At 66.6% G+C, this 13,815-nt stretch carries 14 protein-coding genes; 9 read left to right on the top strand and 5 right to left on the bottom strand.

The window, feature by feature from the left end; translation table 11 throughout:
- The first annotated feature begins 89 nt into the window (after positions 1–89).
- Complete coding sequence (locus V6Z91_RS16955) at positions 90–728, top strand: DUF2807 domain-containing protein (protein ID WP_338758853.1); 639 nt, start codon at positions 90–92, stop codon at positions 726–728.
- 2 nt (positions 729–730) lie between these two features.
- Here the strand turns inward: V6Z91_RS16955 and V6Z91_RS16950 are convergent, their stop codons facing one another.
- Positions 731–1,690, bottom strand: a complete 960-nt coding sequence (locus V6Z91_RS16950) for a hypothetical protein (protein WP_338758851.1) — start codon at positions 1,688–1,690, stop codon at positions 731–733.
- 71 nt (positions 1,691–1,761) lie between these two features.
- Positions 1,762–2,430 (bottom strand): GNAT family N-acetyltransferase, encoded by a 669-nt coding sequence (locus V6Z91_RS16945; RefSeq protein WP_338758849.1) that lies wholly within the window; start codon positions 2,428–2,430, stop codon positions 1,762–1,764.
- Between the two features lie 51 nt (positions 2,431–2,481).
- Between V6Z91_RS16945 and V6Z91_RS16940 the strand changes: the two genes are divergently transcribed.
- The 4 genes from V6Z91_RS16940 (at position 2,482) to V6Z91_RS16925 (ending at position 5,798) form a co-directional block, all read left to right on the top strand.
- Positions 2,482–2,817: a zinc ribbon domain-containing protein YjdM gene (locus V6Z91_RS16940; protein ID WP_338758848.1), complete on the top strand. Its 336-nt coding sequence runs from the start codon at positions 2,482–2,484 to the stop codon at positions 2,815–2,817.
- Positions 2,818–2,903: 86 nt separating this feature from the next.
- Positions 2,904–3,902: a DUF4892 domain-containing protein gene (locus V6Z91_RS16935; RefSeq protein ID WP_338758847.1), complete on the top strand. Its 999-nt coding sequence runs from the start codon at positions 2,904–2,906 to the stop codon at positions 3,900–3,902.
- Positions 3,899–4,825: an SMP-30/gluconolactonase/LRE family protein gene (locus tag V6Z91_RS16930; RefSeq protein ID WP_338758845.1), complete on the top strand. Its 927-nt coding sequence runs from the start codon at positions 3,899–3,901 to the stop codon at positions 4,823–4,825. The genes V6Z91_RS16935 and V6Z91_RS16930 overlap by 4 nt, the downstream gene beginning before the upstream one ends.
- Positions 4,826–4,889: 64 nt before the next feature.
- Positions 4,890–5,798, top strand: a complete 909-nt coding sequence (locus V6Z91_RS16925; RefSeq protein WP_338758843.1) for a prolipoprotein diacylglyceryl transferase — start codon at positions 4,890–4,892, stop codon at positions 5,796–5,798.
- A gap of 109 nt (positions 5,799–5,907) precedes the next feature.
- Here V6Z91_RS16925 and V6Z91_RS16920 read toward each other — a convergent pair whose 3' ends face one another.
- The 3 genes from V6Z91_RS16920 to rpoD all read right to left on the bottom strand — a co-directional run bounded on the left by V6Z91_RS16920 (position 5,908) and on the right by rpoD (position 9,816).
- Positions 5,908–6,609 (bottom strand): YjjG family noncanonical pyrimidine nucleotidase, encoded by a 702-nt coding sequence (locus V6Z91_RS16920; protein ID WP_338758841.1) that lies wholly within the window; start codon positions 6,607–6,609, stop codon positions 5,908–5,910.
- A gap of 82 nt (positions 6,610–6,691) precedes the next feature.
- Positions 6,692–7,006, bottom strand: coding sequence for a hypothetical protein (locus V6Z91_RS16915; protein ID WP_338758839.1), 315 nt, complete (start codon positions 7,004–7,006; stop codon positions 6,692–6,694).
- 329 nt (positions 7,007–7,335) lie between these two features.
- Positions 7,336–9,816 (bottom strand): RNA polymerase sigma factor RpoD, encoded by a 2,481-nt coding sequence (gene rpoD, locus V6Z91_RS16910; protein ID WP_338758836.1) that lies wholly within the window; start codon positions 9,814–9,816, stop codon positions 7,336–7,338.
- Between the two features lie 507 nt (positions 9,817–10,323).
- Between rpoD and V6Z91_RS16905 the strand changes: the two genes are divergently transcribed.
- From V6Z91_RS16905 to V6Z91_RS16890, 4 genes are all read left to right on the top strand, one after another.
- Positions 10,324–10,851 carry a ProQ/FinO family protein gene (locus V6Z91_RS16905; RefSeq protein WP_338758834.1) on the top strand — a complete coding sequence of 176 codons (528 nt, stop codon included), beginning with the start codon at positions 10,324–10,326 and terminating at the stop codon, positions 10,849–10,851.
- Entirely contained in the window at positions 10,851–11,513 is a 663-nt protein-coding gene (locus V6Z91_RS16900) for a 3'-5' exonuclease (protein ID WP_338758832.1), read from the top strand. Before V6Z91_RS16905 ends, V6Z91_RS16900 begins: the two co-directional genes overlap by 1 nt.
- Positions 11,514–11,583: 70 nt before the next feature.
- A complete protein-coding gene (locus V6Z91_RS16895) occupies positions 11,584–12,327 on the top strand; it encodes a cytochrome c4 (RefSeq protein ID WP_338758830.1) in 744 nt (247 codons plus the stop codon).
- A complete protein-coding gene (locus V6Z91_RS16890) occupies positions 12,324–13,607 on the top strand; it encodes a cytochrome c (RefSeq protein WP_338758828.1) in 1,284 nt (427 codons plus the stop codon). Before V6Z91_RS16895 ends, V6Z91_RS16890 begins: the two co-directional genes overlap by 4 nt.
- The last annotated feature ends 208 nt before the right edge of the window (positions 13,608–13,815 follow it).

Here is a 13,815-nt window from a genome sequence, read left to right as displayed (position 1 = left end):
AAAATCGGCATTTCGTCGCAATCTCCGCCGAGCCGGCGGCGGACGATCTAGAATCGCTTCACCATACAACACTACAAAAGGTTCCCGCCATGCTGGTCTTGTCCCGTTCCCTGCTGCTCTCCCTGCTCTGCTGCGCCCTCGCCGTCACCTCGGCCCATGGTGCCGAGGATGCGCGCCAGCTCGCCGCCTTCCGCGCCATCAACATCCACGGCCCGATCAATATCGAAGTCCACGCCGGCAAGGCACAATCGGTGAAGGTGATGGGCCGGCCGGAATTCATCGGCAAGGTGCTCACCAGCGTGAAGTCCGATGAGCTGCGGATCGACTATGCGGAAAAGAACAACGTCAACCTGAAGGACGGCGACAAGATCGTCATCACCGTGCCGTCGCTGGTGAAGTGCATCGTCGAGGGCGCGGGCCAGGTGGTGATCGACAACGTGAAGGAAGAGCGGATCGACCTGCAGTTCGAGGGCGCCGGCCGGCTGGAGGCGAAAGGCAGCACTAAATGGCTGCGGCTGAAGGCGCGCGGCGTGGGCGAGGTCATCACGCGGGACTTGAAGACCGACCGCGCCGACGTGAACTTCGAAGGCATCGGCGACGTGAAGGTGCACGCCAGCCAGACGCTGAACGCCGTGGTGCGCGGCATGGGCAGCCTCACGTACTACGGCAAGCCGAAGGCGCTGAACAAGTCCGTGTCGGGGATCGGCAACGTAACCGCCGGCGACTGAAGTCAGCGCACGCGCAGCGCCCTCGGATCGCTCGTGCACACATCCTTGACCGCTTCGCGCTGGCCGATCCACAGGTCCGTGAGGCACGCAAGCTTCGGAGTAATCTTGCCCAGCTGGCGGTCGGCACCGACCGTGCTTGCCACGTCGACCTCGGCATAGAACGTGTCGCCGCTGCCCGGCACGACGCTCACCGTGTACCGGTGCGGCAATGCATACTGATGGTTCGCGCGGCTGGCGATGGCGACCTTGCCGATGGCACCGCCGGCGCGCCGGAGCACCAGCGGATGCGCCGTCACGAGGCCCCTTACTTCTTCGTCGATGCGTGCGATCGCCGCCGGCGCGGCCGTCGCGTCGACGGTGCCCGGAGCGCAGCGGCGGGCATGGCTGGCCAGCGCCATCTTTTCCATATGCTCGTCGGTCTTGCGCGCCTGGCTGCCATCGCCCACTCCCCTTGCAACGGCCTCGGCCAGTTGGGCGAAGCCGGCCTCGAACTCGGCGAGATCGTTCCTGACCGTCCCGGCAGCCTGCGGCACCTTGTCGCGGAAGGGGTCGGGCGTCGCGCTATCCCATTCGAGCACCTGGCGCATCACCTTACGGCCCAGTTCCGGGTCCCTGCCCATGATGGGCATCATGAACGGTGCCACGGACGCGTTCAACGCCTCCACGACTTGCCGGGCCTCGCCACCCTCGACCAGCGCCTGCCGCGTGCCGCGCAGGCGGGCCGCCAGGTGGAAGAACAACGCGCGCTCGCGCCGGCCCGCCGTGCGCTCGGCCATCGCCGCGTGGAACAGCAGCGCCGGCTGCCGCACGGTGGCCGGGTCGGCCAGCAGCTCGTCCGCGGCAACCCGCGCCGCTTCCTGGTCGCAGGAATAAAGGCTGGCCACGCGATCGGACGGGGCGGCGGCGGTGCTGCCCGCCCACAGCGACGCGGCGAGCAGGAGGATCGAAATCTTGGGAGACATGCTGGAAAGCGATGAGGTAAAGCTGCCCAGCATATCATTTGCCTGCGATGCCTCCTATCCGCGCGTTGCCATTAGGCAACAAGGAGCTTCGCGTGCCGCAGCACGCCGTTGCGCTCGAAGCCCAGTGCCTCGTACAGGCCGATGGCGCGGACGTTCTGCGCGCCCACGTGCAGCATCGGCGTCACGCCCTGCCGCTGCATGCCGTGCATGATGTGCCGCACCAGCAGGCGGGCATGGCCGCGGCCCGTGTGCCCGGGGTGCGTGCAGACGGCGCTTACCTCGCGCAGCGCGCCGAAGTCCATGCGCTCGCCGGAGAGCGCGATCAGTTGCCCGCCCTCCCGGATGCCCACATAGCGGCCCATCGTTCCAGTGCGGGCGCGGAAATAGCCGGGAAATGCGACCGCGGTCAATGCCTGCATGGCCGGGTCGAGCGCGTCGAGTTCGACGACGCCGTCGGCCGGCGAGGCTTCCACGGGCCCGCCGCGGTACACCATCTGCAGCACACCGCCCAACTCCTTCAACTGCCAGCCATCGGGCACGGTGGGAATGGCTCCCACGAAATACACGTCTTCCCTGAAGCGTTCCAGGTCGGCGGCGGGCACGAACATTCCCTGCTCCGGCACCGCGCAGAACGGTGCCACGTCCGGCTCATAACGCAGCATATCGCCCAGCTCGCGCGCCAGGTGGCGGTGCCCGCTCGTCAGCGCGGCCCATACGGGGTTGGCCAATCCATCGATCATCGTTCCTCCTCCTCCACAGGGTATACTGCCCGGTTTTTCGCGAAAGTGTCCATGAGCGCCCTGCCACCTTGCCCGCAATGCGGTTCCGAGTTCGCCTACCAGGATGGCGCCAGCCTTGTCTGCCCCGAGTGCGCACATGAATGGTCGCCCGCCGCTGCCGCGGTCGAGACCGTGCGGGTGTACCGCGACGCCTCCGGCAACGTGCTGCAGGACGGCGATACCGTCACGGTCATCAAGGACCTGAAGCCGAAGGGGTCGGGCGGCGTCATCAAGCAGGGCACGAAGGTGAAGAATATCCGCCTCGTCGACAGCGACCACGATATCGATTGCAAGATAGAAGGCTTCGGGGCGATGAGCCTGAAATCGGAGTTCGTGCGCAAGGCGTGACCGCCAACTTGCGCGGCAAACGATTTCAATTGCTTTAATAGCAATCCAAACCTACAATCGCGCTGGTTCAGTTCAAGAAAAAAACCATGCGCAAACGACTTCCCGCGCTGGCGCTCTGCGCCAGCCTCGCCCCGCTCGCCTACGGCCAGATGCCGCCGCAGGACACTGTCAAGAACGCCCAGGATCACCCGCTGCTGTCCCGTTTCGAAGGGGCGAAGATGGTGGGCTTCGAGACCAGGAACTTCGATGAAATCGTGCTGCCGGCAGGCCGGCTCGGCAACGTGAATGCCCGCTCGGATTTCGTGAAGAAGGTTCCGCTGGAAGGCAAGATCACCCGGATCGCCTATAACTTTCCCAAGGAGCGTACTTCACTCGAGGTGATGCGCAATTACGAGCAGGCGCTCGCCAAGGCTGGGCTCAAGACGGTGTTCGCCTGCGCGAACGAAGCGTGTGGCGAAGGCTTCGGCAGGTCGTGGCTCGGGGACCGTGTCAGCAGCAAGTTCACGAGCGGCAACATCGAATACTGGCAGCCGTTCAACTATGGCGCCGTCGCATCGCGCTACCTGCTCGCGCAAGGAACCCGGCCGGACGGCACGGTGGTACATGCTGCAATCATCGTCGCGTCGCCCAACGGTGGCAAGAATGGCGGCGTGTACACCGAGATCGTGGAATCCGCAACGATGGAAACCGGCAAGGTGGCAGCGAACCTGGACGCGGCGGGCATGGCCAAGGGCATCGCGGCCGAGGGCAAGGTGGCTGTCTATGGCGTGTACTTCGACACCGGCAAGGCCGATGTCAAACCCGACTCGAAGGCTGCGCTGGGCGAGATGGCCAAGCTGCTGCAACAAGACCAGAAACTGAAGGTGTATATCGTGGGCCATACCGACAACCAGGGCGTTGCCGCGCAAAACCTGGACCTGTCGCAGAAACGCGCCGCCGCCGTCGCCAAGGTCCTTGCGACCGATTATCGAATCGACGCCAAGCGGCTGGAGGCGCGCGGCGTGGCGTCGCTGGCGCCGGTTGCGTCGAACGACACCGATGCCGGCCGCGAGAAGAACCGCCGCGTCGAACTGGTGAAGCAATGAGCACCGCGCGCGTTGCGGCCGTTGCCGCCCTGCTCATCGCCATCCAGGGCACTGCGCTTGCCGCAAGCTGCGGCAAGGCTCCCTCCGGCGAACTGACCGCCCAGCGCGTCGCGGCGGCAGCGCCGACCCGCACCGGGCCGCAGCTCTACGAAGGCCCCGTGTGGATCAAGGATGCGCTGTACTTTTCCGACTTCGGCCATGAAGGCGGCTTCCCTTCCCGCATCCGCAAGCTGGCTGCCGACGGCACCGTGACGACCTTCCTCGAGGACAGCGGCAGCAATGGCCTGGCCGTCGATGCGCAGGGCAACCTGGTCGCGGCCACGCACAAGTACAAGGCGCTGTCGCGCTATGCCATGGCGGGCAAGGCGCGCAGCGCGATCGCCGAGCGCTACCAGGGCAATGTCTTCAATTCGCCGAACGATATCGCCATCGCGGCCGACGGCACGATCTACTTCACCGATCCGGATTACCAGAAGGCCGCCGCGCCCGGCGGCCAGCCCGTGACGGGCATCTACCGCGTGGGCACGGACGGCAAGGTGACGCTGGTGGATGGCACCCGGCGCAACCCGAACGGCATCGCCCTGTCGCTGTCCGGCGACCTGCTGTACGTGAATGCCGGCGATGGCGAGGTGCGCGCCTACCCGATCACGGATGGCGTGCCCGGCACGGGCCGCGCATTCATCAAGGGCATCGACGGCGGCGACGGCATGGCGCTCGATTGCCACGGCAACCTGTACGTGACCGAGCACGGCGCGAAGCGCGTGCGCGTGTTCTCGCCGCAGGGCAAGGAGCTGGCCACGATCCGCGTCGACGCCAATGTCACCAATGCCGCTTTCGGCGGCGCGGACGGCAAGACACTGTTCATTACCGGGGACCGCGCACTGTGGCGCATCGCCCTTGATGTGAGCGGCAAGCCTTACTGACGCCCTGCCGGGCCGCGGCAGCTTTTTGCCAGCCGGGCAGGCCGTCGATACATGGAGGAACACCGTGGCATATCCCTACCTGGGCGACATCGTCAGGGCGCTGACGGGCGCCGACCTTCCCCTGCCGATCCCGGTCTTCGGTCTTTCTGTCGTGGCGGCCATGTTCGTGGCGGGTGCCTTCCTGCGGCGCGAACTGGCCAGGCTGCACGCGGCCGGCGCGCTGGGCCATGCGCTGGTGCGCGGCAGGAACCGGCGCAGCGAAGCGGTCGACCCGGCGCACGTCGTGCCCGACCTCACGCTGGTCACGCTGCTGGCCGGCATCGTCGGCGCCCGGGTCTTCCACATCCTCGAGCACACCGACCAGTTTCTCGCCGATCCGGCAGCCATGATCTTCACGCGCTCGGGACTGAGCATCTTCGGTGGCCTGATCTTCGGCACCATCGCCGGCCTGGTGTGCGTGAAGCGGTGGAAGCTGCCCGCAATGACGGTACTGGACGCCGCCGCCCCGGCCCTGATGCTCGGCTACGCGCTGGGCCGCATCGGCTGCCAGTTGTCCGGCGATGGCGACTGGGGCATTGCCGCCGACATGGCGCTCAAGCCTGACTGGCTGCCCACGTGGCTCTGGGCCCAGACGTACGAGAACAATATCGTCGGCGAGGTAATCCCCCTGCCCGGCGTGTACCCGACGCCGCTGTACGAAGCCGCCATGTGCTTCGCCGGCTTCGGCGTGCTGTGGGCATTGCGGCGGCACAGCTTCCAGAAGGGCTGGCTGTTCGGCGTATACCTGGTGCTGGCCGGGATCGAGCGCCTGCTGATCGAGCAGATCCGCCATAACCCGGTGCTGGATTTCGGCGTGTTCCGCTGCACGCAGGCGGAAGTCATTGCCGTGCTGCTGATCGTTGGCGGTGTGGCCGGCACGGCGCTGCTGGCGCGGCGGTTGCCCGCCGCCGGAAGAACCGGGCAGGCAGCGTAAGCGGGGGGACGGCATGTCGCGGCGCACGCAGCGCCCCGGCTACCGCGACATGTCGACGACGCGCCCCGCGAGCATGGTTCGGACGTCGATCAGCGCAACCCCAGCTGATTCAAGCCTCGGCGCTGGCGCGCAGCGCCGGCACCACTTCATGCAGAGCCGCCACCTCGAAGGTCGGCACGGCCTGCGAGTCGTTCGCCAGCTTGCCCGGATTGAACCAGCAGCTTTCGATGCCGTAGCGGTTGGCGCCGAGGATGTCGGCGTCGAGCCGGTCGCCGACGATGATCGCCTCGTGCCGCGCGAATGCGCGGGCCAGCTTGCCCGCATGTTCGAAGAAGCGCACGTCGGGCTTGGCGAAACCGCACGCTTCGGACGTGCAGACGAACGAGATGTGCTTGCCCAGGCCCGAGCTGGCGATACGCAGTTGCTGGATCTGCTCGGCGCCATTGGTGACGATACCCAACTCGCCGGTTGCCGCCAGCTCTTCGCACAAGGCCGCCGCGCCGTCGATCAGCACCACGGTATCGGACAGCGACTCCACGAACAGGCGGCTGGCCGCCTCGGGATCGAGGTCGAGCCCACTGGCCTGGAAGCTCTGGCGGAAGCGCTCCACCTTCAGGAATTCCTTCGACACGGTGCCCGCTTCGAACTGGCGCCACAGGGCCGTGTTGAACACCTGGTAGTGCGCGAACAGGCCGTCGAGCTTGTCGGTGAAGCCGAGCGCGCCCAGCGCGCGTTGGAATGAAAGGTGCTCGGACGCCTTGAAGTCGAGCAGAGTGTCGTCGAGGTCGAACAGGAAGAGACGGTGTTTCATGATGAGCCGGATGCACGAGAACCTTGCATCCTAGCACGCATCATGTCATGCCGCTTGCGCCGCTCTTCCTGGCGATGAGTTGTCAATGGATGGGAGAACCCAGCGCGCCGGGCAATGGCATCGTTACGGGCGTGGCATCCTCTTCCGCATCCCGTTCCATGATCCAGTCGATCCAGCCGCACACTTCGCGGATGCTTGCCAGGCCGCTGTGCAGAGCCGTTCTCGCCGCCAGCAGCTCGCTTAGCGTACTGTCGCCCGATTCGGGAGCGTTACCCTCCGCCTCCGCGACTACACGGATCTCGTTTTGCAGCTCGTCGAGATCGGCAGCCATCTCCGCCTGCAGCGCCGCCAGGACCGCCATCACGCTGTCGGTATCATGCTTTTCCAGCTCGTTCATGCGGATTCTCCAGTTCATTGATTGAAGCGAGCGTCCGCCAGCAGGCATGCGGCACAAGGTCCGCATGCGCAGGCGCGACGAGTCAGACAGCGACTTCACGCCATGTCGTGCCTAGCATACCCCGCATCGGCGGTTTCACCTAGTGATTGCTGCCAATCGTGCTCAGCAGCGTGCCGGCCAATTTTCGCCGGATGCTGGCGACGTCGGGCGAGAAAAGCGGTATCCGACACCCGGCCGCAAGCCGGATGTTTTTTTCGAGCCCGGCAGCGGAACGGACCGGCGAAAAAAAAGGAAGCCTTGCGGCTTCCTTTTCCGGCGATCCGGAAGGATCAGTTCTGCGTCAGGAACGTCTTGAGCTTGTCCGAGCGCGACGGCTGGCGCAGCTTGCTCATCGCCTTCGCTTCGATCTGGCGGATACGTTCGCGCGTCACGTCGAACTGCTTGCCCACCTCTTCCAGCGTGTGGTCGTTCGACATTTCCACGCCATAGCGCATGCGCAGCACCTTCGCTTCGCGCGGGGTCAGCGAGTCCAGCACTTCCTTGATCACGTTGCGCATCGATGCGTGCAGCGCGGCGTCCAGCGGGGCCAGCGTGGTGTTGTCCTCGATGAAGTCGCCCAGCTGGGAATCGCCATCCTCGCCCATCGGCGTTTCCATCGAAATCGGCTCCTTGGCGATCTTCATGATCTCGCGCACCTTCGATTCCGGCATTTCCATCTTCGCCGCCAGGGTCGCCATGTCCGGCTCGTTGCCGGTTTCCTGCATGATCTGGCGGCTGATGCGGTTCATCTTGTTGATCGTTTCGATCATGTGCACCGGCACGCGGATCGTGCGGGCCATGTCGGCGATGGAACGCGTGATCGCCTGGCGGATCCACCACGTGGCGTACGTGGAGAATTTATAGCCGCGGCGGTATTCGAACTTGTCCACCGCCTTCAGCAGGCCGATATTGCCTTCCTGGATCAGGTCCAGGAATTGCAGGCCGCGGTTGATGTACTTCTTGGCGATCGAGATCACGAGACGCAGGTTGGCGACCGTCATTTCGCGCTTGGCGTGGCGGGCGCGCTTCTCGCCGGCGGCCATCTGCTTGTTGATCTTGCGCAGGTCGGCCAGCGGCAGCTGCACGCGTTCCTGCAGGTCGATCATCTTGTTCTGCAGTTCCTTGATGGCCGGCACGTTACGGCCCAGCACGGCGCTGTACGGATGGCGCGCGTCGACTTCGCCGTCCACCCAGTCCAGGTTCGTCTCGTTGCCCGGGAAGACCTTGATGAAGTGGGCGCGCGGCATGCCGCAGCGGTTCACGCACAGTTCCAGCACGGCGCGCTCGATGCTGCGCACCTGTTCCATCTGGCCGCGCAGCGTGTCGCACAGCTTTTCCACGACCTTCGCGGTGAAGCGGATGCCCAGCAGCTCGGCGGAGATCGCCGTCTGCGCCTTCTGGTAAGCGGCCGAACCGTAGGCCGACTTGCGCATGCGGTCGAACTGCGCACCGATCACGGCGAAGCGCTCCAGCGCATCGACCTTCAGCTGGGCCAGCTGTTCGGTGGAGAAGCCGGCCGCGCCGCCGTTGGCGTCGCCGTCGGTGTCCTCTTCCACTTCCAGCTCTTCTTCGTCTTCCTCGTCATCGGAGGAAGCCGCGGCGGCCGGCGCCGGCGCGGCCGGTGCGGACGATTCTTCCGGATCCACGAAGCCGTCGACCACGTCGTCGACTTTCAGCTCGTCGCTTTCGATCTTCGCGGCCAGGTCGACGATTTCATTGATCGTCGTCGGGCACTGCGAGATCGCCTGGATCATGTCGCGCAGGCCTTCCTCGATACGCTTGGCGATCTCGATCTCGCCCTCGCGCGTCAGCAGCGCCACGGCGCCCATTTCGCGCATGTACATGCGCACCGGGTCGGTCGTGCGGCCGAAGTCGGAGTCCACGGTGGAGAGGGCCGTCGCGGCGGCCGCTTCCACTTCGTCGTCGGAGGCGGCGGTCGGCACGTTATCGGACAGCAGCAGGGCTTCTGCATCCGGGGCACGCTCGTAGACGGCGATGCCCATGTCGTTGAACGTGGCGATGATGCCTTCGATCGCTTCCGGATCGACGATGTTCTCGGGCAGCTGGTCGTTGATCTCGGCATAGGTGAGGAAGCCGCGGTCCTTGCCCATGTTGATCAGGTTCTTGAACTGCTGGCGGCGCTTTTCCAGGTCTTCCTGCGACATGCCGGCTTCACCGCCGAACGGGTCCAGGCCCTTGGCCTTGCGCTCGCGCGCCTTCGACGCGGCCTTCAGTTCGGCGCGTTCCACGGCGTTCAGTGCCGCCACTTCATCGTTCTCGGGCGTGAATTCGCTCGGCTTGCGGCCACGGCGGCCCGGCACCTTCACGGAAGGCAGCAGGTAGCCGGAGGTATCGATCGAGGCCAGCGTGGCTGCATCGGTCACCTGGCTTACCGCGGCCGGGGCCGTGGGCGAGGCGGCCGGCTGCCCGGCGGCATCGAGCTTGGCCTTGCGCACGCGTACCACCGGCGCCTTCGGCGCGGCGTCGTCGGCGCTCGCGGCCGCCTTACGGACGGCCTTCTTCGGTTCTTCCACTGCCGTCACCTCCGGTGCGGCGGACTCGGCCACGAATTCCTCGGCGCCGCCCGGCTCGCCGGGCTGCAGCGCCGCCAGGCGCGACGTCTTCTTCTTCACGACGGTCACTTTGCCGGCGGCCTCTTGCGCGTTGTCGATCACATAGGATAAGGTGGTCTTCGGCACCGTCAGCGGCGCGGCTTCGGCGCGCGGCTTCTTGGTGGACAGCGTTAGGGTCTTCGGCGTTTTCGTCGTCATCAAATATCTCTTCAGTGCCTGGCCGGGCACGACGCAAGTGAATAAATTGAACAATCCAGCCCGGCCTTCGCAAAGACCGTGCCGGTACGTATGTGGGGATCATCCAGAATGAAAAAAGCCCGCGCATCCGGAACCTTTCGGGTTCCATTCGCGGACTCGTCTCAAGACAGTTCCGTGGATATTCAGTAAAAGCTTCAGTACGAACAGAAGAGAGGGCTCGGCCCTGTCGCGCTCGCCGAAGCATGGAGCTTTTCCACTCGCTTCAGGGCGCCGGCATGCGGAAAACCCTTGTGCAGGGGACCGCGGACAACTCCTTACCAGACTGAATCTGCACCGCGCTGCATTTGGTGCGTCGGCCATTATACACGGTTTGACATCATCTGGCACGCCGCCGGCCATGCAATCTTCGTGGCGGCGCGTGGTCGACTCGTCATGATGAAGAAAAATGCAACGCGCGCGCGGATCGCGCGTGGTATGCTGGCGCCTCCTGATCAATCACTGAAGTCGATGAATACCAGCCTTACCCCCGAGACGTCCGCTGCCGACGAATCTGCTACGGAATCTGCTGCCGGATCTGCTGCTGCCAGCACTGTCGCGAACGAAGCCGCGCGCACCGCGGCACCCGCCGCCGCGCCGGCGCCGAGCGCACGTTCGCTGTTGAAGCAGCTCCAGCAGCAATTCCCGCCTTTCCGCGATTTCCTGCCGCTGGCGATCGGGATCGACAAGCAGATCCTCGCCCAGGTGCCGGGTATCGACCGCAAGCTGATGCGTGCCGCGCTGGGCATCCACACCGGTTCGCAGCGCTACCTGCGCGCGATGGAAAAAGCGAGCGTGCGCTACAACCTCGACGGTTCGACCGGCGCGGAAGTGACGGACGTGCACCGCAAGCACGCCAAGGATACGCTGGCCGAACGGTTCCGCAAGGAAGCGGAGCGCAAGAAGGCCGAGCGCGAGGCGCAGGCGGCCGAGGAAGCGGCGCGCCGCCGCCAGGAAAAGCTGGAACAGCTGACCGCAAAGTTCTCCCGCAAGGGCTGATGGCGTTCCATACCGAAGCACACCAGGGCGAGCCCGACCTGCCGCCCTACCAGGGCATTGCCCTGGCCGATATCCGCCTCGTGCGCACGGCCGAAGAAGCGCAGGCCGCCCAGGCCGCGCTGCTGGCGCACGATGCCATCGGTTTCGACACCGAATCCAAACCCACCTTCGTCAAGGGCCAGAGCTCGGACGGACCGCACCTCGTGCAGTTCGCCGACGAGCTCACCGCATGGCTGTTCCCGGTCGGCCCGGACGTGGCGGCGCTGCTGCCGGCGCTGAAGGCGATCCTCGAATCGGCCGACACGCTGAAGGTCGGCTTCGGCCTCGCCGACGACGTGAAGCGGCTGCGTGCCAAGCTGGGCATCGAACCGGCCCGCGTGGCCGACCTGTCGAAAGCGCTGCGCGTGCCTGGCCAGAAGCACGACCTCGGTGCGAAGAGCGCCGTGGCGCAGTACTTCGGCCGGAAGCTGCAGAAATCAAAGAAGATTTCCACCACCAACTGGGCCACGCCGCGCCTGACGGACAAGCAATTGCAATACGCGGCCGACGATGCCCAGGTGGCGCTGCGCGTCTACCGCCACTGGCTCGCGCTCGGCAACAAGCTGCCGCCGCAGCGGCCGCCGAAAGTGCCGCGGCCGGCGCCGACACCGGCCGGCGGCTGAACCGCGCGCCACTGTTCTTCCGCCGCGGGCGGGGGTATGCTTGCCTGGTCGACAACCGCACCGGAACGGCATGCCCAAACCGAGACTCCCGCTGCATGCGGCGCTTGCCGCCGCATTTGCCCTGCCCTCGTTCGCCCTGCCCTCGTTCGCGCTGGCCGTACCCCCCGTTGCCACGGCCGCCCCGCCCGATACGCTGGCGCAGCGCGTCGCGCCGTGCCTGGCGTGCCACCAACCGCAGGGCCGTAACGATGCATTCTTTCCCCGTATCGCCGGCAAGCCGGAGGGCTACCTGTACAACCAGCTGCTGAACTTCCGCGACGGGCGGCGGCAATTCCCCATGATGACGTACATGGTCGAGCACTTGCCCGAACCGTACCTGCGCGAGATCGCGCAATTCTTCGCAAGCCAGCACCCGCCCTACCCGCCGCCGGCCCCGGTGGCCGCCACCGCCCAGGCGCTGGAACGGGGCCGGGTGCTCGTGCAGCAGGGCGACGCGGCGCGCAAGGTTCCCGCCTGCGTGGCCTGCCACGGCCAGCGGCTGGCCGGCGTGGCGCCGGCGATTCCCGGCCTGGTCGGGCTGCCGCGCGACTACATCAACGCGCAGTTCGGCGCGTGGAAGAACAAGGCGCGGCGCGCGCAGGCGCCAGACTGCATGGCCGATATCGCGGCGCGCCTGTCGGAGGCGGACGTGGCGGCCGTCTCGACCTGGCTGGCGAGCCAGCCCGTGGACGCGGCGGCGCGCCCGGCCGAGGCCCCCGCCGCGCCCTTGCCGCTGCGCTGCGGCGGCGTGCCGGACCATGGAGGCGCGCGATGAGCCGCCGGACGCGCTGGATCATCGCCGCGGCGGCACTGGCGCTGGCAGTCGCGCTGGGGTTCCTGTGGCCGCGCCATGACGCCGGGCCGCCAGCCAGCGCCGCCTTCGCCGCCCTGCCCGCCGCCGAGAAAATCGCGCGCGGCGCCTACCTGGCCCGCGCGGCCGACTGCATGGCCTGCCACACCGCACGGGGCGGCGCGCAATATGCCGGCGGCCGCGTGCTGCAGACGCCGTTCGGCGCGATCGTTGCGCCGAACATTACGCAGGACGCCGAGACGGGCATCGGCCGCTGGAGCGCGGACGACTTCTGGAACGCGCTGCACAATGGCCGCTCGCGCGATGGCCGCCTGCTCTATCCGGCCTTCCCGTACACGAACTACACGGCGATCACGCGCGACGACGCCGATGCACTGTACGCCTATTTCCGCACCATCCCGCCGGTGCGGCATGCGAACGCGCCGCACCGGCTGCGCTTCCCCTACGACACCCAGGCCGCGCTGGCGTTCTGGCGCGCGCTGTACTTCCGGCCCGGCGTTTACCAGGAACGCCGGGACCGGCCGGCCGAATGGAACCGCGGCGCCTACCTTGTCGAGGGCCCTGGCCATTGTAGCGCCTGCCACAGCGCGCGCAATGTGCTGGGCGGCAGCGGCGGCGACCTGTCCGGGGGGCTGGTGCCGGTACTGGGCTGGTACGCGCCGTCGCTCACTTCCGACTCGGAAGCGGGCCTGGGTCGCTGGCCCGTCGAGGACATCGCGCAGCTGCTGCATACCGGCGTGTCGCCGCGCGCCACCGTGTTCGGGCCGATGGCGGAGGTGGTGCGCGAAAGCCTGCAACACCTGTCGGAGGCCGACGTGCGGGCGATGGCGGTCTACCTGAAATCGCTGCCGGCATCGGCCAACGGCGGGGCGCCCCACGAGCGTTCGAAGGCCCCCGAAGCGGTGGCCTTCCTGCAGGCCGGCGCGAAGTTGTACGACAAGCACTGCGCCGAGTGCCATGGCGCCAACGGCGCCGGCTACGCGCCCCACTATCCGCCGCTGGCCGGCAACCGCGCCCTGACCATGCAGGATTCCACGAACGCGATCCGCATCGTGCTCAATGGCGGCTTCCCGCCCGGCACGCGCGGCAACCCGCGGCCGTACGGCATGCCGCCATTCAGCCATGCACTCGATGACGCGGAGGTGGCGCAGGTGGTGTCGTACCTGCGCAGCGCGTGGGGGAACAACGCGCCGCCGGTGTCGAGCCTGGATGTGAACCGGTATCGCGCCGTTCCGCTGGATTGAGCTGGGGCGCACGAGAAAACCCGTGTCAGCCCCGGTGACAGGCACCGGCAATCCGGAAATGTTGCAAAAAACCCGGTGCCTGTCACCGGGTTTCAGGAAATGTTTCAAAAATGCCGGTGCCTGTCACCGGCTTTTGCCGGTTTTCGCATCCTGTTCCGCTCCCCATGCATTCCATCGCACAGCCCGCGACCACTGGGCACGCTTTGCG

Origin of the sequence: Massilia sp. METH4 (assembly GCF_037094685.1) — a bacterium.
Taxonomy (GTDB): Bacteria; Pseudomonadota; Gammaproteobacteria; order Burkholderiales; family Burkholderiaceae_D; genus Rugamonas.
The sequence above is the reverse complement of the archived record's forward strand: the minus strand, read 5'-3'. Positions and strand labels throughout refer to the sequence as shown.

What these genes read in the sequence shown, in the direction of transcription:
- V6Z91_RS16945 (WP_338758849.1), bottom strand. Translation starts at nt 2,430, where the DNA reads ATGATCGATGGATTGGCCAACCCCGTATGGGCCGCGCTGACGAGCGGG.
- V6Z91_RS16890 (WP_338758828.1), top strand. Translation starts at nt 12,324, where the DNA reads ATGAGCCGCCGGACGCGCTGGATCATCGCCGCGGCGGCACTGGCGCTG.
- V6Z91_RS16930 (WP_338758845.1), top strand. Translation starts at nt 3,899, where the DNA reads ATGAGCACCGCGCGCGTTGCGGCCGTTGCCGCCCTGCTCATCGCCATC.
- V6Z91_RS16950 (WP_338758851.1), bottom strand. Translation starts at nt 1,690, where the DNA reads ATGTCTCCCAAGATTTCGATCCTCCTGCTCGCCGCGTCGCTGTGGGCG.
- V6Z91_RS16935 (WP_338758847.1), top strand. Translation starts at nt 2,904, where the DNA reads ATGCGCAAACGACTTCCCGCGCTGGCGCTCTGCGCCAGCCTCGCCCCG.
- rpoD (WP_338758836.1), bottom strand. Translation starts at nt 9,816, where the DNA reads ATGACGACGAAAACGCCGAAGACCCTAACGCTGTCCACCAAGAAGCCG.
- V6Z91_RS16900 (WP_338758832.1), top strand. Translation starts at nt 10,851, where the DNA reads ATGGCGTTCCATACCGAAGCACACCAGGGCGAGCCCGACCTGCCGCCC.
- V6Z91_RS16940 (WP_338758848.1), top strand. Translation starts at nt 2,482, where the DNA reads ATGAGCGCCCTGCCACCTTGCCCGCAATGCGGTTCCGAGTTCGCCTAC.
- V6Z91_RS16915 (WP_338758839.1), bottom strand. Translation starts at nt 7,006, where the DNA reads ATGAACGAGCTGGAAAAGCATGATACCGACAGCGTGATGGCGGTCCTG.
- V6Z91_RS16955 (WP_338758853.1), top strand. Translation starts at nt 90, where the DNA reads ATGCTGGTCTTGTCCCGTTCCCTGCTGCTCTCCCTGCTCTGCTGCGCC.
- V6Z91_RS16905 (WP_338758834.1), top strand. Translation starts at nt 10,324, where the DNA reads ATGAATACCAGCCTTACCCCCGAGACGTCCGCTGCCGACGAATCTGCT.
- V6Z91_RS16920 (WP_338758841.1), bottom strand. Translation starts at nt 6,609, where the DNA reads ATGAAACACCGTCTCTTCCTGTTCGACCTCGACGACACTCTGCTCGAC.
- V6Z91_RS16895 (WP_338758830.1), top strand. Translation starts at nt 11,584, where the DNA reads ATGCCCAAACCGAGACTCCCGCTGCATGCGGCGCTTGCCGCCGCATTT.